At 40.8% G+C, this 19765-nt stretch carries 18 protein-coding genes; 7 read left to right on the top strand and 11 right to left on the bottom strand.

The genetic code is table 11. The features are described from left to right. Window positions 1-50: 50 nt before the first annotated feature. The 3 genes from ACFFRD_RS11420 to ACFFRD_RS11410 all read left to right on the top strand — a co-directional run bounded on the left by ACFFRD_RS11420 (window position 51) and on the right by ACFFRD_RS11410 (window position 2064). Window positions 51-1049, top strand: coding sequence for a DnaJ C-terminal domain-containing protein (locus ACFFRD_RS11420; protein WP_392481542.1), 999 nt, complete (start codon window positions 51-53; stop codon window positions 1047-1049). 186 nt (window positions 1050-1235) lie between these two features. Next, a complete protein-coding gene (locus ACFFRD_RS11415; RefSeq protein ID WP_392483050.1) occupies window positions 1236-1760 on the top strand; it encodes a J domain-containing protein in 525 nt (174 codons plus the stop codon). Window positions 1761-1791: 31 nt separating this feature from the next. Further along, a complete protein-coding gene (locus tag ACFFRD_RS11410; protein ID WP_012412225.1) occupies window positions 1792-2064 on the top strand; it encodes a DUF3143 domain-containing protein in 273 nt (90 codons plus the stop codon). A gap of 41 nt (window positions 2065-2105) precedes the next feature. Here the strand turns inward: ACFFRD_RS11410 and ACFFRD_RS11405 are convergent, their stop codons facing one another. The 6 genes from ACFFRD_RS11405 to lysA all read right to left on the bottom strand — a co-directional run bounded on the left by ACFFRD_RS11405 (window position 2106) and on the right by lysA (window position 6314). Further along, on the bottom strand, window positions 2106-2255 hold the full coding sequence (locus ACFFRD_RS11405) for a hypothetical protein (protein ID WP_392481541.1): 150 nt from the start codon (window positions 2253-2255) through the stop codon (window positions 2106-2108). A 2-nt stretch (window positions 2256-2257) separates the two neighbouring features. Further along, window positions 2258-2536 (bottom strand): PIN domain-containing protein, encoded by a 279-nt coding sequence (locus ACFFRD_RS11400; RefSeq protein ID WP_392481540.1) that lies wholly within the window; start codon window positions 2534-2536, stop codon window positions 2258-2260. Beyond that, the gene (locus ACFFRD_RS11395) at window positions 2533-2772 is read right to left on the bottom strand and encodes a hypothetical protein (protein ID WP_012412223.1); all 240 of its coding nucleotides are present in this window, start codon (window positions 2770-2772) and stop codon (window positions 2533-2535) included. Before ACFFRD_RS11395 ends, ACFFRD_RS11400 begins: the two co-directional genes overlap by 4 nt. A gap of 80 nt (window positions 2773-2852) precedes the next feature. After that, window positions 2853-3602 (bottom strand): isoprenyl transferase, encoded by a 750-nt coding sequence (locus ACFFRD_RS11390; protein ID WP_335037329.1) that lies wholly within the window; start codon window positions 3600-3602, stop codon window positions 2853-2855. Continuing rightward, complete coding sequence (gene cdaA, locus ACFFRD_RS11385; protein ID WP_114083815.1) at window positions 3599-4522, bottom strand: diadenylate cyclase CdaA; 924 nt, start codon at window positions 4520-4522, stop codon at window positions 3599-3601. Before cdaA ends, ACFFRD_RS11390 begins: the two co-directional genes overlap by 4 nt. A gap of 352 nt (window positions 4523-4874) precedes the next feature. After that, window positions 4875-6314, bottom strand: a complete 1440-nt coding sequence (gene lysA, locus ACFFRD_RS11380; RefSeq protein WP_392481538.1) for a diaminopimelate decarboxylase — start codon at window positions 6312-6314, stop codon at window positions 4875-4877. A 92-nt stretch (window positions 6315-6406) separates the two neighbouring features. Between lysA and rimI the strand changes: the two genes are divergently transcribed. Then, window positions 6407-6958, top strand: a complete 552-nt coding sequence (gene rimI / locus ACFFRD_RS11375) for a ribosomal protein S18-alanine N-acetyltransferase (protein WP_190961809.1) — start codon at window positions 6407-6409, stop codon at window positions 6956-6958. 411 nt (window positions 6959-7369) lie between these two features. Further along, window positions 7370-9838 carry an ATP-dependent Clp protease ATP-binding subunit gene (locus ACFFRD_RS11370; protein ID WP_069071487.1) on the top strand — a complete coding sequence of 823 codons (2469 nt, stop codon included), beginning with the start codon at window positions 7370-7372 and terminating at the stop codon, window positions 9836-9838. Window positions 9839-10006: 168 nt separating this feature from the next. Here the strand turns inward: ACFFRD_RS11370 and ACFFRD_RS11365 are convergent, their stop codons facing one another. Beyond that, window positions 10007-10984, bottom strand: coding sequence for a Bpu10I family restriction endonuclease (locus ACFFRD_RS11365; RefSeq protein WP_392481536.1), 978 nt, complete (start codon window positions 10982-10984; stop codon window positions 10007-10009). After that, complete coding sequence (locus tag ACFFRD_RS11360) at window positions 10957-12198, bottom strand: DNA cytosine methyltransferase (protein ID WP_392481535.1); 1242 nt, start codon at window positions 12196-12198, stop codon at window positions 10957-10959. The genes ACFFRD_RS11365 and ACFFRD_RS11360 overlap by 28 nt, the downstream gene beginning before the upstream one ends. Before the next feature lie 146 nt (window positions 12199-12344). Here ACFFRD_RS11360 and ACFFRD_RS11355 point away from each other — a divergent pair, with 146 nt between their 5' ends. Continuing rightward, window positions 12345-13367, top strand: coding sequence for an IS4 family transposase (locus ACFFRD_RS11355; RefSeq protein ID WP_392483049.1), 1023 nt, complete (start codon window positions 12345-12347; stop codon window positions 13365-13367). Window positions 13368-13600: 233 nt separating this feature from the next. Then, entirely contained in the window at window positions 13601-15124 is a 1524-nt protein-coding gene (locus ACFFRD_RS11350) for an ArnT family glycosyltransferase (RefSeq protein WP_392481534.1), read from the top strand. Between the two features lie 23 nt (window positions 15125-15147). Here the strand turns inward: ACFFRD_RS11350 and ACFFRD_RS11345 are convergent, their stop codons facing one another. From ACFFRD_RS11345 to ACFFRD_RS11335, 3 genes are all read right to left on the bottom strand, one after another. Continuing rightward, complete coding sequence (locus ACFFRD_RS11345) at window positions 15148-16413, bottom strand: hypothetical protein (protein ID WP_392481533.1); 1266 nt, start codon at window positions 16411-16413, stop codon at window positions 15148-15150. Between the two features lie 51 nt (window positions 16414-16464). After that, the gene (locus ACFFRD_RS11340; protein WP_392481532.1) at window positions 16465-17535 is read right to left on the bottom strand and encodes a hypothetical protein; all 1071 of its coding nucleotides are present in this window, start codon (window positions 17533-17535) and stop codon (window positions 16465-16467) included. A gap of 278 nt (window positions 17536-17813) precedes the next feature. Then, entirely contained in the window at window positions 17814-19745 is a 1932-nt protein-coding gene (locus ACFFRD_RS11335) for a DMT family transporter (RefSeq protein ID WP_392481531.1), read from the bottom strand. Window positions 19746-19765 lie beyond the last annotated feature (20 nt).

The raw sequence follows: 19765 nt of genomic DNA, 5'->3' as shown, positions 1-19765 counted from the left end.
AACTCATAATTCATAACTACTAAGTAATTTAAAATTTAAATAACTGAACTATGCAAAATTTGCCGAATTTCCGCGATTACTATGAGATTTTAGGAGTATCTAAAGACGCTTCTGGTGAGGAAATTAAAAAGGTTTATCGGCGGTTAGCAAGACAATATCACCCCGATCTTAATCCGGGTAACAAAGAATCTGAGGAGAAATTTAAGGATATCGGCGAGGCTTATGAAGTCCTTTCAGACTCAGCCAAGCGATCGCAATACGACCAGTTTAGCCGCTACTGGAAGCAAAAAGGCTTTGCAGGCAACAAACAAACGCCAAAGGCTAAAACTTGGCAAAGTGGCGCTAGCGATCGCAACGGCAATCCAGACGTAGATCCAAGTCAATTCTCCGACTTTGAAAGCTTTATTAATCAAGTTATCGGTGTCAAAAATAAGAGTGGGGCAAGTAAGTCGTCTACTAATGGCAATACTAGCGATCCATTTCGTTCCCCTAGAACAAAAGTTGCCTATACAGTTAATCCCGCACCTCGCACTACCCGCCGAGATATAGAAGCCAGATTAACCCTACCACTAGAAAAAGCTTATCAAGGTGGTAATGAACGCATTCGTTTGGAAGATGGGCGATCGCTAGAAGTTAATATGCCACTAGGGATGGTGACAGGTCAAACCATCCGTTTGCGAAACCAAGGTGTTGGTGGTGGCGATCTATACTTAAAAATTACCGTTGAGCCTCATCCATTATTTAAGCTAGAAGGTTTAAATATTCTTTGCCAAGTACCAGTTACTCCCAGCGAAGCAGTTTTAGGAGGACAGGTAGAAGCACCAACTTTGGATGGCCCAGTAAAAATGACCATTCCCCCAGGAGTTAGGTCTGGCCAAAAATTCCGACTAGGGAATAAAGGCTACCCCGGCGATGACGGTAAACGTGGCGATCAATTAGTAGAAATTCAAATAGTTACACCGAAAAATATCAATCAAGAAGAACAGGAATTGTACGAAAAGTTACGGCAAATTGAAACTTTTAAACCCCGTGCTGATTTAATACGTTAGGGCTAAAATATCAATCTTAATGAAGCTATTGACCAGAACAAAGATTAGTTTTTAATTAAATGCTTTATTAAGATATCTTATTCAGATGCTAGACCTGCTGTGTCGTCTGCAATTCACAAAGGATTTAAAATATAAAAAATATCTTTGAGCAAAGTGACTCAAACAGCCGTGAATCAAAACGGGGCAATGCCACAAAGCAGTAAACCAACTTATTACTCCCTGCTAGGACTGCATCCCTCGGCATCAGTAATTGATATTCGTCGCGCTTATCGAGAACTGAGCAAACGCTATCATCCTGATACTACAGACTTGCCTACTGCGATCGCCACTCCCAAATTTCAGCAAATCAATGAAGCCTACGCCACCCTTAGCCATCCAGAACGGCGGTTAAGCTACGATTTAAAAATTGGCTATTCCCGATTTGGAGTGATTCAACCACCCCCTGACTTGAATCATCCCGTCTCGCGTTCTCATGACTGGTCAAAATCAGCTTATCTCGATCCTAGCGATCGCCCCTTATCATCTGGCGAAATTTTTGCTTTGTTTATGCTGGTGTTAACATTTGTAGGTTGTTTGTTGTTAGCAGTTGCCATTGGTTTAACTCGTGGTGATGCTGCTTTTCAAACCCGTTTGCTACAGTCAAATCCATCTGTACAACAGCAAATTAACCATATATCGCAACTAATTACCCTTATGGTAATTAAAAATTAAAAAATTTCCTAATCCAAAATCCCAAATTCCTATGCCTCTTCTTCCCTCAGATACGCCCCTATATAATCATCCCTTGCCACAAATTGAACAGTGGCTAAAAGACCAAGGCTGTAAACAAGACGAAACCCAGAGGCATTGCTGGCACGTGCAGCGGCCTAGTTGGCAAGCTGAACTATGGCTTGACGTTGAGCAAATCGTAGTGCGATATGTCCAATCTGGGGAAAATGGACAAGATATCCAACGATCGTTCAAATATTCTCTTAGTCGGGATGATGTAGAACAAGCTGTGTTTTCTGGGCCATAGATGAAGTGCTGAGTCCAGTTCACGGTAAAAAGGTAGGGAAATTAAGCCGCAATCACGTTCAAAAAAGAATGAACACCCAGCAATCGGATGCCATAAGTTGCCATTACTGCCCTTAAGTCATCATCAGCACGTAAATCATCATCCCCAGACACAATAATCTCTGCTTGACCATCAATAGCCGTAGCAAGCACAGCTAAATCTTTGGGATCTCGACAATTAGGTGGAACCGTTTCCAACTCAATCCATATTGCTCGGTACTGCAACTGCTGTTCAAGTTGAATAGCAATACTTGGTTAATCTGTTCTCTTAGCCGGGGGCGATTCCAAACTAGATGCAGTTCTTCCATTAGGGGTTGACTCATCACCAACTGGAATTTGTCCTCATTAAATGCTTCAAATATGGGCAATGTAACTCGGCCTTTGAGCAAAATACGAATCCAAATGTTAGTGTCGATGACCACTCGAAACTTCATGTTTGGTGAGATTGCTGGCGCACAGCCTTAATTTCAGCCATGATATTTTCATCTGTAATATCATCAACTGGGGGTTGAGCATAAAGTTCTTGAATTAAAGCCCTCAAATCTGAACGTAAATCCACTAAAACCAACGCTCTGGCAACCTCTGCCCGTTCCTCTGGTTGCAACTGTTGCACAGCCGTAATGAGTTGTTCCAGGGTGATAGGAATCGATACCATATCAATAGCCATCATTGAGTTTATTAAATTGTAGTGCGATCGCCAGTCTTGTAGCTTCGTTAACGCATCTTAACGACTTAAATAAAAGTAATATTTTATACTTTCCCAAATCGCCGCTCCCGTTGCTGATAGGCACATAAGGCGCGATGAAACTCAGCCCGGTCAAAATCAGGCCAAAGAGCATTAGTAATGTAAATTTCTCCATAAGCCATTTGCCAGAGGAGAAAATTTGAGAGGCGCATTTCTCCACTGGTACGGATTAACAAATCTGGGTCAGTAATTCCGGCTGTATACAAGTGGCTCTCAAACACTTGTTCATTAATTTCATCAGGTTGTAGCAGACCTTGTTGGACTTGTTTTGCGATCGCCTGACAAGCTTGTAAAATTTCCTGCCGTCCGCCATAATTAGTTGCCACTGAAAACCGGATACCGCGATTATCCTTGGTTTCTTCCATTGAACGGGATATTTCTTGCTGGAGCGATCGTGGCAGAGCCTGCAAATTTCCGACAAACTTAATTTGAACATTCTCTTCGACCATTTCCCGCAGTTCTTGGCGCAAAACTCTTTGAAACAGAGTCATCAAAAAATCCACTTCTTCCTGCGGTCTTTTCCAGTTCTCCGTTGAAAAAGCATAAGCTGTCAGCGCCTGAATCCCCCAATCCTGACAACAACGGAGTAAATCCTTAAGAGCATCTACTCCTCGCTTATGACCCATAATTCGAGGTAGACCCTGACGTTTAGCCCATCGACCATTGCCATCCATAATCACCGCAACGTGCTGCGGCAATAGTTCTCGTTTTAAGTCAGTAGGCAAATCTTGCAGTTTAGTTTGTTGTGCTGTCATTTTTTATCTCGAGAAGCGGTCGATGGTAATCCGAGTAAACGTGAAACCAGTGCTAGTGTCTTCCCACCTATCCGACGAACAAAACTCAACAGACCAGGAGCAACAGCTTCCCTATCCACGGTTGGTGACAAAAGAGCCTCTAATGACTCTTTTAGTTTTTTAATCGTCAGTGGTCTATTTAGGGTTCCCCGTTCCGCTAAGGAAATGGAACCCGTTTCTTCAGATACAACGACACAAATGCAATTTTCGACCCGCTCAGTAATTCCCATTGCCGCCCGGTGGCGTGTTCCCAACTGGCGCGAGGCTGTGCGTCCCGAAAGTGGTAAAATTATACCCGATGATACGATCCGTGAGCCACGGATTAATGTCGCTCCATCGTGTAACAAAGTTTTCGGCTGAAAAATTGTCTGGATTAGTTCTTTAGAAACCTCCGCATTTAGCTTTACTCCTGGCACAGAAAAATCTCGCTCATCAATTGGCCCTGTGGTTTCCACAATTAGTAAAGCTCCAATCCGGTTTTTTGACAATTCTTTAACAGCCTCAACAATTTCATCAATTACACTATCAGATTTGGGGATTGCCAGCCGATCGGGTTGAAACAACTGGCGGAATTCGCCACGCCCCAATTGCTCCAAAAATCGCCTAAACTCTGACTGTAAAGCAACTGCCATCGCTACAGCACAACCAATCACCAACTTTTCTAGTACAAAACTTAGCAGAGGTAGTCCTAATCTGCCACTTAGTGCTGAGGCTAGCATTAAGATAATGAATCCCCGCACCATCCATAGTGTTCGGCGCTCACTAATAATAACTAGTATCATGTAAGTCAGCGCCAGCACTAACACAATATCCAGAGTCCCAAGCAGCAAGGACTGTGACCACCCCAGGTTTATCAGCCATTGCTTCCACCAATCTCTCATGACATCTGGATTACACTTTTGCCTCTAATTACAGTTAGTCATTTGTCATTTGTCATTTGTTATTAAACCGCGTCTACTGTGAAAACCGTAGTTTTTTGTAATGAGGCTAAAGCTCAAAACTCAAGCCACGACAGAATAATATACTCTCTTCAAAAACTCTAGGTTTCAAAATAGACGGGGTTTAGCTCCTAGCTAATGACCCTTACGGGTGACGCTCGTGCCTCTCTACGAGACGCTGCGCGAACGCTAGCGCTGCGCTAACGCCAGTCACTGATGGGGGAAACCCCCTTGGCGCTAGCCTCTCCCTTTGGGAGAAGACCGTGCTGGCTCACCAATGACCAAGGACAAATGACTAAATTTTCAGCCTTTCTGGTAGGCTATCTTGTCGAATTAAGTCTTGATAAGTTTCACGTTGCAAAATTAAATTCGCTTCGCCATTCGCCACCACAACTGCTGCCGGTCGGGGCAAGCGGTTGTAGTTAGATGCCATACTGTAATTGTACGCACCAGTTCCCATAACTACGAGAATATCTCCTGGTTCAGTCTTTGGGAGTAGTGCATTTTTAATCAGAATATCTCCTGATTCACAATGTTTACCAGCAATTGTGACTGTTTGAGTTAAAGGAGAAGACATTTTATTGGCAACTACTGCCCGATAAACTGATTGGTAAGTAATCGGGCGAGGATTATCGGACATTCCCCCATCGATCGCTACGTAGGTACGAATTTCTGGAATAACTTTGGATGAACCAATAGTATAAGCAGTGATGCAAGCTGTGGCAATTAGCGATCGCCCTGGTTCACTCAGTAATTTCGGCAAAGGCAGATTTTCGACCGCACAGGCTTCTTGGACAACTTCACAAATCGCCTTCACCCACTCTTCAATGCTGGGAGGATCATCTGATTCTGTATACTTAATCCCTAAACCACCACCAACATTTAATTCTGTAATATTTAAACCATACTTTCCGGCATCTCGTAGCCATTGCACCATGACAGCAGCTAAATCTTGATGCGGTTGGCGCTCAAAAATTTGGGAACCAATATGAGCGTGTACCCCTACGCAGTCAAGGGTGGGTTGTTGACTGACAAAGGTAAATACTTCATCTAAATCGTTGGGATCAAAGCCAAATTTGCTATCTAAGTGTCCCGTGCGGATATATTCGTGAGTATGGCATTCAATACCGGGAGTTAGCCGTAGCATGATACGTATAGGGAGAGGGGATGAGGTAACATTTTCTCCCCCTGCTCCCCTGTTCCCCTGCTCCCCTGCTATTTCCACAAGAGTACGCAACTCATACCAGTTATCCGCCACAATGGTGACACCAGAATCGATCGCTAAAATTAATTCTTCACGAGATTTATTATTTCCATGAAGGTAGATTTTCTCAGGACTAACACCTGCTTGCAAGGCGGTGTAAAGTTCGCCACCAGAAACTACATCGATTCCTAAACCCTCTGATGCCGCGATCGCACAAACTGCTAAACAATTCCAAGCTTTTGAGGCGTACAATACTTGAGATTCGCCCTTGTAGTACTGCTTGAAAGCATCTCGGTATTGCTGACAAGCTGAACGCAGGGTTTCTTCATCTAAAATATATAAAGGTGAACCAAATTGCTTAACTAGGGTTGTGACATCACATCCACCAATTTCTAGGGAGTCATGATTATGAACTCTAGCAGTTAGGGGTAAAAGTTCCTGATTAGGCGAGAGATTTGGGTTAGTGTCGCGCCTTTGAGGTAAATATTGACTTCCAGAATGTTGAACCCCAGTGGGGTGAGTCGATACCATAAATATAAAAGTTGTCCTTGTTCAAATTACGGGCTTTGAGTTCGTCTCCCGATTCCCAGTTTACAAAGGGTTTGTAATCTTATTCAATAAATGTGATCTCATTAGACTTAGAAATTAAATTACTGACACCAGATAATCTCAGTGCAATTCTGGAACTAGATCAAGCCTGTTTTGGCGGACTTTGGACAATGGAAGGCTACAAACGAGAATTGGATAGCCCCAACAGCGATTTACTCGGTTTATTTTCCCCATTCTCCAACGTTAGTTTGTTAGGAATGGGTTGCTTTTGGTCAATTTTAGAGGAAGCCCACATTACAATTTTGGCGGTTCATCCCCAATATCACCGTCAAGGTTTGGGTGCGGCTTTACTATATTCACTCCTTAAGACAGCTTGCGATCGCGGAATGGAGCGAGCTACCCTCGAAGTCCGAGCTTCCAACTTGGCGGCAATATCTTTATATCAAAAATTTGGCTTCAAAACAGCCGGACGGCGGCGGGGTTACTACCAAGATAACGGTGAGGATGCGCTAATCCTTTGGCTCCCCGATTTACAACACTCCAAATTTCAAACAACTTTAGACCAGTGGTATGCCACAATCAGCGATCGCCTCAGCAAATCCTCTTGGCATTTACTTTTTAACTAGTTGGGGATTAAGGGCTTGCGATCGCCTTCAGCAAAAAAAGCAACTTTGCTGCTCTTAATTAGATTTAAATATTCTATATATAATAAATAAACTATAAAAATAATTTATGTTAACTTATTCTGCTTGATATTCCTAAGTGTATATGGTATATGTAGATGTTTGGGATTAAGTGAAAAACTCTCAATATAAGCAGTAAGTTATTTGTAATAAATCTCAAAAAGTCCCAAAAACGCTGGTGAACTAAAGCTCCTCAGTACACTAGCCGAATAAAAGCAGTCAATAGTTAACAATTAGCCCATCAACTAAAGTCATAGCTTCAGGATGTCTATAATCTGTTATACAGGCATCCAAAAGCTTTGCCTGTGCTAAAATCAGCATACCGGCACGACCGCAGGTGATGGGAAAAATGCCATGTTTGAACGCTTCACAGAAAAAGCCATTAAGGTAATCATGCTGGCCCAAGAAGAGGCCCGCCGTTTAGGTCACAACTTTGTCGGAACCGAGCAGATCCTCCTGGGTCTGATTGGCGAAGGCACTGGAGTGGCTGCCAAGGTGCTGAAATCAATGGGCGTCAATCTTAAAGATGCCCGAATTGAAGTTGAAAAAATTATAGGACGGGGATCAGGCTTTGTTGCCGTGGAAATTCCGTTTACGCCACGGGCAAAGCGAGTTCTAGAACTCTCCTTGGAAGAAGCACGCCAACTGGGGCATAACTACATTGGCACCGAGCATCTGCTGTTGGGCCTAATCCGCGAAGGGGAAGGTGTCGCAGCCAGGGTGCTAGAAAACCTCGGTGTGGATCTATCTAAGGTAAGAACCCAAGTCATCCGCATGTTGGGAGAAACTGCCGAAGTTTCACCAGGCGGCTCATCCGGGCGCACAAAAACCCCAACTCTGGATGAATTTGGCTCAAACCTGACCCAGATGGCGATAGACAATAAGCTCGATCCAGTGGTGGGACGCGCCAAGGAAATTGAGCGGGTCATCCAGATATTGGGTCGCCGAACCAAAAATAACCCAGTGCTGATTGGGGAACCAGGAGTTGGTAAAACTGCGATCGCTGAAGGTTTAGCTTCACGCATTGCCACCAAAGATGTCCCTGACATCCTGGAAGATAAACGCGTCGTCACGTTGGATATTGGTTTGCTCGTAGCAGGAACCAAGTACCGGGGTGAATTTGAAGAACGCTTGAAAAAAATCATGGATGAAATCCGCTCTGCGGGTAATGTCATTCTCGTGATTGATGAGGTACACACCTTAATTGGTGCAGGTGCAGCAGAAGGTGCTATTGACGCAGCGAATATCCTCAAACCAGCTTTGGCCAGAGGTGAGTTGCAGTGCATCGGTGCTACAACCTTAGATGAATACCGGAAGCACATCGAGCGAGATGCAGCGCTAGAGCGGCGTTTCCAACCAGTGATGGTTGGTGAACCTACAGTTGATGAAACAATTGAAATTTTATATGGTCTGCGCGAACGCTACGAGCAACACCATAAACTGAAAATCTCCGACGAAGCATTAGTGGCGGCGGCGAAGTTATCAGACCGTTACATTAGCGATCGCTTCCTCCCAGATAAAGCCATCGACTTAGTTGATGAAGCTGGTTCTAGAGTGCGCTTGATTAACTCCCAACTGCCACCCGCAGCCAAAGAGTTAGATAAAGAACTGCGTCAGATATTAAAAGAAAAAGATGATGCAGTGCGCTCTCAAGACTTTGACAAAGCTGGAGAACTGCGCGATCGCGAAATGGAAATCAAAGCCGAAATCCGAGCGATCGCTCAAAGCAAGACCAATGCAACTGGCACAGAAGGTGAAGAACCTGTAGTTACAGAAGAAGACATTGCCCATATTGTCGCTTCCTGGACTGGAGTACCGGTGAACAAACTCACCGAATCTGAATCTGAAAAGCTGCTGCACATGGAAGACACCTTGCATCAGCGTTTAATTGGTCAAGACGAAGCTGTGAAAGCAGTTTCACGAGCAATTCGTCGCGCTCGTGTTGGATTGAAGAATCCTAATCGACCCATAGCTAGCTTTGTCTTCTCTGGGCCTACTGGCGTAGGTAAAACCGAGTTGGCGAAATCCTTAGCTGCTTACTTCTTCGGTTCCGAAGAAGCGATGATCCGCCTAGATATGTCCGAATACATGGAGCGTCACACCGTCAGCAAGCTGATTGGTTCCCCTCCAGGTTATGTTGGCTATAACGAAGGTGGTCAGCTGACTGAAGCCGTGCGGCGGCGTCCTTACACCGTGGTGTTGTTCGACGAAATCGAAAAAGCCCACCCCGATGTCTTCAACATGCTGTTGCAAATTTTGGAAGACGGTCGGTTAACTGATGCCAAAGGTCGCACAGTAGACTTCAAGAACACCTTGCTGATTTTAACTTCCAATATTGGTTCTAAGGTAATTGAAAAAGGCGGTAGCGGTATCGGCTTTGAATTCTCCGAAGATGCCAGCGAGTCAACTTACAACCGGATTCGCTCTTTAGTCAACGAAGAACTCAAGCAGTACTTCCGTCCAGAGTTCCTCAACCGACTCGATGAAATTATCGTCTTCCGTCAGTTGAACAAGCCGGAAGTGACCCAAATCGCCGAAATTATGCTCAAGGAAGTATTTGGTCGTCTGACGGAAAAGGGTATCACCTTAGAAGTCACAGACCGCTTCAAGGATCGGTTGATCCAAGAAGGTTACAGTCCCAGCTACGGCGCAAGGCCATTACGTCGGGCAATTATGCGCCTGTTAGAAGATAGCCTAGCAGAAGAAATTCTGTCTGGTCGTATCAAAGATGGCGATACAGCCCTTGTTGATGTGGATGAAAATGGCATTGTCCAAGTTAGTTCTCAACAGCGTCGGGAATTGTTACCCCAAGGTGTTGAGTAAGATTTAGGGTTTGGGATTAAATCTCAAATAAAAAATTAGAAAACGGTAGAAGCTTTTAGCCTCTACCGTTTTTTTGTCTAAGAGCAATCTGCTAATACAGGATTTTGAACTGTAGATATTGCTTACCTGTATTTTTAGGCAGTATTTTTTTGGTACTAAAGTCAGTAGCTACTCGTCAATTAGCCACCCACGTTCTATACCGTGTTCAATTCCGCCAGTCCAGTCCATTTTCAGATGCTTCCGCACTTTATGGAATAGATGTTGAACTACAACTGGATTAATTGAATTTTTAACATATTTTTCTTCATATCTAAATTCTCGGTCAGTGTTTTTTTGCTGACGTAGTACGTAAATTTGGTCAACCTTGTACTTGCGAAGATTGACATCACTGGTCAGCTTAATCCACTCCATAAGTACAACATATAAACTATTTGGATTTCTTGCCTTTAAGTCCTCTGCTGCTCGTGATGAACCTTCGAGCATAGTTTTATCGAGATATGTTTTACATTCAATTGCAACAACTGGAATATCGAAAATGTGCGTTTCGGTGTTTCCTGTAACTGTAACTTCAGAGTAGTTTTCCGGTTCCTCTTTAAGAAGTGGCAGTACTTCCCCAGGATTTTCATCTTTCTCCGGTGGGGTTGCTGCTTCAAATGATACTTGAATAGTGGCTCCAATTACAAAGTCATGATCTTTCTTTTCAATACGTGCATACGGTCGCTTAAGCATCTCAGAGTATTTTGGCGGTACAAAGAAAATATCTTTGAATGTATGTGATTTGCCGATGAGAGCATTTTCTCCAAAGTCTCTGACTAAATCTTTAAACAGATAATAGAGAAATTCCTCTAGCACGCTAGAGTGAAGGTTCGATCGAGAATCAAACTTCTCAGCATAGTGCTGCTGGTCTAAAAAGTCCTTATATTTTGATAGAAGTTCTACCCTAGTAGCAATAATTGCGTCATCTTGAGCAGTAAGTGTTGATGTCGGCCCAACTAATTCGAGATTAGCGGAATGCCACTTGTCATACTCAGCTCTAATCTCACTGAGATATTTTTTACTGTCAACATCCCTGTATTTTGTGCGGTGATTCTCCTTTTGTTCAAGATTAGAGCCGTGAACTAAAGGGTTCCTATCGCTTTTGGGCATAGCTCTAATTTCTCTTGAAGATGAAGTGCGATCGCTTTAGCAAGAATAGGTGGTACAGCATTACCTACCTGATTGTACTGGCAAAGAAACTTCTCGTCGAATCTCTCTTCTCGATGTAATAATTTGTGAGATACAACAGTCTTCTTCCCTAGAAAACGATAAGTGTCAGGAAAAGATTGAACACGTGCCCCTTCACGGGCTGTCAAATTGCGATGCTGAAAAGGATGAAGAAAATTGGCGTAAAATGAAGCGGCTATTGTATGTGATGGTTTATATGGATTTAAACGTCGGTTATTCTGGTCATAATTTATCTCAGATAACTCTCCATTTCCACTACGCCGTCTAGCCCCATGTTCTTTTGGTGCGTCTGAACTTGATTCACCCCATTTAATGTGTTTGAAGCGTTCTACAAGCCTCTGGGAATGATCCATTGCAACATGATTGTAAAGTGTTGTACTGCAATTCCTGATCCAGCTTTGATAGTTATTGAGAGGTTCTGAAATGTAAGGTTGTTTCTCTTCACCCTCACGTGCATTCAGTGGTGGTAAATCTGATATAGCATCCCACAAGCTTATGGCAGGAAGTAAACCCATGCAAGCAAATATTGATAATTGAGAGCTATTGATATGTAATAAATCTAAAGAATGTGTTTTTGGAGGAATACCTAATTTTTTTCCTGTTTTATTTCCAACAATAAAAATACGCTCCCTAATTTGTGGCACACCATATTCAGCAGCATTTAATGACCATACTTCTACAAAATATCCTAGATTTTCAAAAGTTTCTTTAATGATATCTGTTACCTTTTTACCTTCAATATTTTTGCGCGAAAGTAAACCTTTAACATTCTCCATTACAAAAGCTTTAGGTTCGAGAAAACATATCCACTCAGCAAAGTTAATGAATAGACTATTTCTAGGATCTTTAGGATCTTTTTGTGCTGGGCCGGCAATACTAAAACCTTGACATGGAGGCCCACCAATAACAATATCCGGCTTGAAGTGACAGATATCCTTAACGCTACTTGCAGTGTTTAAATCACGGATATCTTGTTGAATAACTGTCATATTAGGGCGATTATGGCGCAGTGTATCACAAGCCCAGGTATCAATCTCAACGGATAAAGGAACAGAGAAACCTGCCATCTCGAAACCTAGACCAAAGCCGCCAGCCCCAGCAAACAAATCAATAGTGATAGGTTGTGCTGTTAGCATAGACTCTTAATGTGATTACTCATCTGGTTTACCTTCTAAACACTCTAGGATGATACCCAGAAGTGTTGAATGTTAGAAAAAATCCGATAAAAATAACCCAAAATATGGTAATTTTGGGCGAAGGCTTAAAATATATTAGTTTGATTGTGATTATAAATTCATTTCCCGAAATTGTCAAAGGTATCCTGAGAGGACTGCCAAAAAATGATTATCCAGTATTGAACAGTCGTTTGTTCTTTGAGTGCTGGCTATCTTATGCCCTGGATAACAGTTTAACAAGTATGAGAGATTTATTTAAAAGATTAAATAACACAGGATTTGATGTAGACATTTCTACTTTTTCCAAAGCGAATTCTCACCGTAGCCAAAAAACTTTTCAAGAAGTTTATCAGAAATTGAATGAAGTAGTACAGAAGAAAACTCACAAAAAGTTACATGATAAATACGCTATTTGTCCTATTGATTCAACAATTATTACCCTGACAAGTAAATTATTATGGTTTCTGGGTCATCATCAAGTTAAACTTTTTAGTTCTTTGAATTTATCTACAGGAATTCCAGAAGATAACTTCATCAACTTTGGACATGACCATGATTATAAATTTGGTTCTAAAATGATGTCTAGTCTACCAACTAATGCTGTTGGGGTCATGGATAGAGGCTTCGCGGGATTAAAGTTTATCCAAGAATTGGTACAAGAAAACAAATACTTTGTTTTGCGGATTAAAAACAATTGGAAACTAGAGTTTGACGATGTGACTGGATTAATCAAAGTTGGTGCATCTGATGATGCTCAAGCTTATAGAGTGATTAATTTTTGTGATTTAGAAACGAAAACTGAGTTTCGCTTAGTAACTAATTTACCAGAGTCGGGAGATGCAGCTGTTGATGATGATGAAATTAGAGATATTTATCGATTACGTTGGGGCGTTGAACTATTGTGGAAGTTTTTAAAAATGCACTTAAAACTTGACAAATTAATTACCAAAAACGTCAATGGTATCACCATACAAATTTATGTTAGCTTGATAGCTTATTTGATTTTACAGCTTGTATCTATTCCCGCACAATGGGGATATACACTATTAGATAAATTCCGCTATTTACAATCTTGTATGTGTCAAAAAATCAGTTATGTTCATTGGTTTGAGGAGATGATATTTTGTTGACTAATTTAGGCTTTTGATAATTAGTATAACTATTTATGTAAAGTTTTGTATCAGCATTCAACATTTTTGGATCAAACCAAGATAACCAAACTTATTCAGTTTTTTCCTCATACCATCAAAAAAGTATTTATTGTGAGTATTTTAGAGACATAATTAGCAATATTATTCACTACGAAAATTAGCCCTAAATGTATCGCACAAATATTGTAAAGCTATTCATAAAAAGAACAGCCATGTTCACAGAAAAAGAATGGTTATTTAGCTTACTAATAATATCTCTAGTTCTATGGCTGATATTTTTGGGAAACTCCCCTTTACGAGATTGGGATGAAGGTACTTATGCTCTAGTTGCCAGAGAAATTTACCGGACTGGTAACTGGCTTTATCCCACCCTTCAGGGAGAACCATTTTTATTAAAACCGCCTTTGATGCAATGGTTAATTGCTTTGTGCTACCAACTAGGAGGAGTGCAAGAGTTAACCACACGCTTACCTGGTGCGATTTTAACTGCTTTGGGTGTGCCTTTGCTTTACTTAGTAGGGCGTTTGGCTTTTAAGCAAAATTTACCTGCTTTATTTGCTGCTTTAGTTTACTTGACAATGTTGCCTGTGGTGCGTCATGGACGACTGGCAATGTTAGATGGGATGACTATTTCTTTTTTCTTATTGTTGTTATTTTGTCTTTTAAAGGCACGTCAGAACCGAAAATATGCTCTAGGCATGGGATTTTGTCTGGGGTTAATTATTCTGACTAAGGGAACGATAGTTTTACTATTGGGGGCGATCGCCTGTTTATTCTTGCTTGCAGATCGGCAATTAGCTTTGTTGAAAAGCCCCTATCTTTGGGTGGGAATTTTGTTAGGAAATGCTCCTGCGATCGCTTGGTATATTGCTCAATGGCAACATTATGGTAATACTTTTTTAGAGGTGCATTTTCAAGCACAAGCTTTTGACCGTCTTACACAAACTGTTGAAGGTAATAGTGGGCCTGTTTGGTACTATTTATTAGAATTACTCAAATATAGTTTTCCCTGGCTGTTATTTTTACCTGGAGGGCTTTATCTAGCTTGGAAAAAACGTTATGAAACTTGGGGTTCTCTAGTTCTTTTGGTTACAATTATTTACTTAGGAACTATTTCTTTTATGAGAACTAAGCTTCCGTGGTATGTGATGCCTGTATATCCATTTTTAGCCTTAGCAATTGGTGCTAATTTAAGTGAAGTTTGGCAGAATGGCAATTTTCGAGTGCGAACCTGGACAATATTTTTGGCTATTATTTCTGTTGCTGGTTTAGGGGGTTGTGTTTACTTTTTTATTAAGAAACAGCCTATTTTGATAGTCATGAGCATTGTTTTGGTAATAAGTATGGGCATCGCAGCATGGCTAGTTAAACAGCGCGATCGCAACTTTATTCCAGTGTTATTTACAGGGATGTATTTAGTGCTAACCCTGTTGGTAAGTTCGCAATCTTGGATTTGGGAATTAAATGAAGCTTTTCCAGTTAAACCAGTAGCGGAATTAATTCGGGCAAATGTTTTACCAGGAACACAAATTTATACTTCTTTTGCTTATGGTCGTCCTAGTTTAGATTTTTATAGTGATTGCAAGGTAACTGCTACAACTGTGCCGCGTTTACAAAAAATGCTATCTAATAAATCTTATTTGCTATTAGATAATCAGGCTTTACAGCAAATAAATTTAACTGGTAGTAAAATTATAGGCACAGCTAACGGATTTACACTAATTACCAAAAATTAACAAAACAGAATTCAGAATTAAGCCTAAGCTACCCAAAGATCGCGGGCAAATCGAATAGAAAATGTGAACATTAGTATTCCAAAAAAGTACATGATTGGGTATCCCCAACGAGGATAACGGGCAAGTAATAATCCAAATGCCATTGACAGCGATACAATACCGTAAGCGTAACGTTCAGCCGAGGCTGTAATCCCGGTGTTTAAAATTAAAGCGAAGGAAGAAAACCCATAGACAACAGTAACAAGAGGAATTTTATCTCGTGATAACCATAGTAAATAGATACCGCCAAAAACTAGTGCAATTTTAAATAATTCATCTCCTGTCAATGACCACAACAATAGCCATAAAAAATATACTCCATAGCGGAATTTACTCATCCCCAGATATACACGAAAGTGCCATAATAAATAGCCGCTACCAATAATTATTAAAAATAATAACGGATATAAAGGGTCTTTAATATAACCAGATTTCCAATTAGTGAAACCTACTGTAATTTGCATCAGTATCTTCCACCAACCTTCCCAAGCAAACCCTGTTGCATCACCACGCCATGCTTTTTGTGCATGGATGAAAGCCAAAGCATCGCCAAATTTAATTTGACAATAAAGACTGTACAGGGATATACCCAAACCAACAGTTAAACTGGCAATATAGGCTTTTATGCCTCTACGTTCTTTCCAAGAAACAAACAGAAAAGCTGGGATAAGAGCAACTCCAGGTAATCGCGTCGCTGTAGATAATGCTCCCCAGAATCCTGCCCAAATATATTGCTTTTTATCAAAAGCTCGTAAAGCAGATGTGGTACACAACAAAAACAGACCTTCGGTGTAAATTACAGTTCCATAAAGAGAATAAGGACACCATGCTAAAGTAGCTGTCGCCCATCGTGCTGTGCTTGTGTCGTAAAGCTCCTGCACCCAAAAATAAAGTATGATTAAGGCAGCTAAAAAAGCTGAATTATTAACTAATATACCTGCCACTTTAAAAGGCAAGCCAGTGAACATAACGATCCGGCTTAACAATGGAAATAAAGGAAAAAATGCAACTGTATGAATTTCCTTTACTTCACTAGAGAAATCATAACCGGAAGTCACAATTTTCTCATACCAAACACTATCCCAAGCATGAAAAACATCCCAACTGAATGTGGCAATAACGCCATTTGATGAACTTGGAAATAATGGGGCAATCAGTAACATAGCGATTACTATTAAAAGCCTACTAGAAAACCACATTGCTATGACAAAAAATAAGCCACCCGGCAAAATTTTTTTCTCTACATTCATTTCTTTTAAATAGATAAATTAACTTTTAATTGATGCATTAGAAATGATGCATTAGAAAAATTCAGCTTTTAATTTTGGATAAATCATGTCACAATTTCGCACAACAAACCAGAGTGTAAAACCTAAAGGTATAGAAAACAATTGGATATATATAGGAGTTCCCAAATAGCCAAAAAATGATGACATTTGTACTACGATAGCTACCCAACGATATTGAGGAAAGTAAAAGGCAAAGATAAGAGAAAATATATCGGTAGGATAGAAATATCTGTCGTGCATCTTGGGTAGGATATATGGCATAAAGAAAACTGATATTGTCGCTAAGTGTATCAGTCTATCTTGAGTAATTTCTAGTCTACTTTTATAGACAATGTATACAAATAAAAATATCGCAGATATAGTTAAGGCTAAACCTATAGGAAAAACAATATTATAAAAATTACTGGGAATCCATTGATAAATATTAGGTGCATTTTTAGTGAGTTCTTTATATTTATTAGCTTGGTTAAAGTATATTAGCAGCAATTCTGACATTGGTCTGCCTGCAACGTAAGCTGGCAATATTAAAACTACATATACTAATGGAATCAATGGTAAATAATACCAATAAATTCTTTTTTTTAGCAACATTATTAATAATAAAGGTGCTAAAAACATAGCTTGGAACTTAAAAGAAAGTGCTATGCCAAAGCTAATTAATGCTAAAACTTGTTTTTGAAGAGATAAAAAATAAATACAGGCAACCAATCCTGTTGTATAGATAACATCACATTGTCCCCAAATTGCACTATTACAAATAACACTTGGACTCAATATAACTGTCAAAAAAGCAAAAATTGGTATTTTCCCTTTTGGGTATTTTAGTTTGACAATTTTGTAAGTAAAAAAGGCACAAAGAAAATCAACAGTTATAGCAAAAAGCTTGATGGCGAAGATTTTCGGTAATCCAGACAGCAGGGTTGCAGAGATTAAAATCCAGTAGAGGTAAGGGGGTGTGTAATCGGCAAAACTATATTTTAGAGAGCTGAAGCCGCCATGAGATGCAATGAAATCATACCAAGGCTCTAAAAAATATTTATAATCAAGCGATTTACTCGGAACACAAACTAATCGAATTACCACTGCTAATATAATACCAATAGTAAAGTATCTATTAACCTGGGATGGGAAAGAGTTTAACAGCCTATTGAACTGATGTTTCACCAATTTTAATAATGTATTGCCGGAAGTTTTCGTTATAAATTGTATCAGTCAAGTTGGCGGTGTCGAAATATTAAATCAAGAGAAAGCGATTAGAAATCGCGGCTACAAAAAATTTTCCCATCTCGTGGGGTTAAAACTATTGATTTTTCATGATTTTTGTGTATTAGCGTTCGCTTCAGCGTGCCGGAAGCTCTATACTAAGATCCTTCGTTTGTTATTTGAACAGTGGATTGGCTAGATTGCGCTAGATAGATACCCACTAAAACTACGGCGAAAGTTGCCCAGTCAAACAAACCGACCTGTTCTGAAAAAATGAACCAAGCAAAAATGGAAGCCAAGACTGGTTCGAGGAGAAGTGTGACGGCGACGACGCTTGAGGAGATTCTGCTGAGGCTATAAGCTAAAAGTCCCTGACCCAATACTTGGCAGAAGAGGGCTTGGAAAATGATGAAAAACCAACCCGTCCAGGAATAGGGTAACAGTCGATCTTCGAGAAATGGGAGTACGGGTAGTAGAAACATCGTTGTCACTCCACAGCGCCACAGCATGATAGTTGCGGTGCTAAAACGGGTTCGGAGTCGTTCTATCAGCAGCATACACGTAGCCATAAAAATGGCAGTTAACAATGCTAAGGTATCACCCAGTATTTGATCAGTTGCAAATTGCACCTTATTGAGTTCAAATGCGATCGCTCCTGCCAAGGCTATGACCAGTCCAATCACGAATCTGTTATCGAAGCGCCGACCGAATAACACATATCCAGCCAAAGCAACAAATAAGGAGTTCAAATTAGAGAGTAAAGCAACATTAGCAACACTCGTTTGACTCAGCGACCAAGCCCATAAAAGAAGGTAGGTTCCAGCAGAGGTTCCCATTGCCAACAATAGCCACACTTCTTGGCTTGTAAAAGGCTCATTTTCTATAGGTTCATTATCAGACTGTTGGCTGCGGAAAGCTTCAAGTAAATTCCACAGGGCAAAGACAATTGTGGCGATCCAACTGCGATGAAATACTACAGCATTTGCACCAATTTCTTGTTGACATAATTTAGTCAGAGATGGTGCTAAAGATATAGGAATTAGGGCAAATAATAATGATGCAGTTCCTAATAAAGCTGGTGTTTCGGAGAATTGTTGCTTTAGTAATGACAGTTTGCTCGTCATACTTTTAACGAAAGTGTTAACTATATTTGTGACTGATTTCTGGATCGGGAAATTAACAACACCTTGGCTAGATACGGCTAAGTATAAACCCATTAAAACTACAGCGAAACCTACCCAATTTGAGAAAGTCAATTTTTCCGAAAATATTATCAGAGCGAAAATACCGCTAAATACTGGCTCTAACAGATGCACCAATGAGACAACCACAGAGGAAAATTTGGCCAGGCAATAGGTCAAAAGCCCATGACCTAAAACTTGGCAGATCAGCGCCAAGGAAATGACCCATAGCCACCCACTGACTGTAGAAGGGAAAAGCTGATCTTGAGTAAACAAAAGTATGGGTAAGATAATTAGGGCACTAATCGCACTGATCCACAACTGGATTGTGGCTGGAGAAAATTTAGTTCGTAATTTTTCTACGATTAGCAGATATACACTCAAGAAAATTGCAGAAACGATCGCAGCAAAGCCCCCTTGAACTTCGTCTGTGGCAATTTGCAACTCCTCAAATTCTATAGCGATCGCTCCCCCAAGGGCGATGACCATCCCAATCAGGAATTGGCTCTCAAAACTCTTACGATATAACAGCCACACCCCTAAGCTGGTAAATATGGGGGCAAGATTATGTAAAACACTAGAGATGGCGACGCTAGTTTCAGTTAGTGACCAAGCCAAAGAGACTAAAGTGCCAGCCCAAAATATCCCAGCACTTCCCAATAGCCAGAGATCCTGGGTGGTGTAAAATTGCTGTTCTTCAGGTTTGTCTAAGGAAAGTCGCTGACGTATAGCCTTATATCCGTTCCAGAGCAAGAAGAACACACTAGCAAGCCACAAACGATTAAATACAGTGGCATTGGGGCTGAGTTGAGTTTCGCTCAGTTTCACGAAAATAGAGCCAAAAGATATGGCACCTACACCGATAAATAATGCAGCTAGGGCTATCTTCCTTTGATTGGATACATTCATTAGGGAATTTAAATTCAACT

This window comes from Nostoc sp. C110 (assembly GCF_043099725.1).
Taxonomy (GTDB): Bacteria; Cyanobacteriota; Cyanobacteriia; order Cyanobacteriales; family Nostocaceae; genus Nostoc; species Nostoc muscorum_A.
Note: the sequence above shows the minus strand (reverse complement) of the source record. Positions and strands in the feature narration are given on the sequence as shown.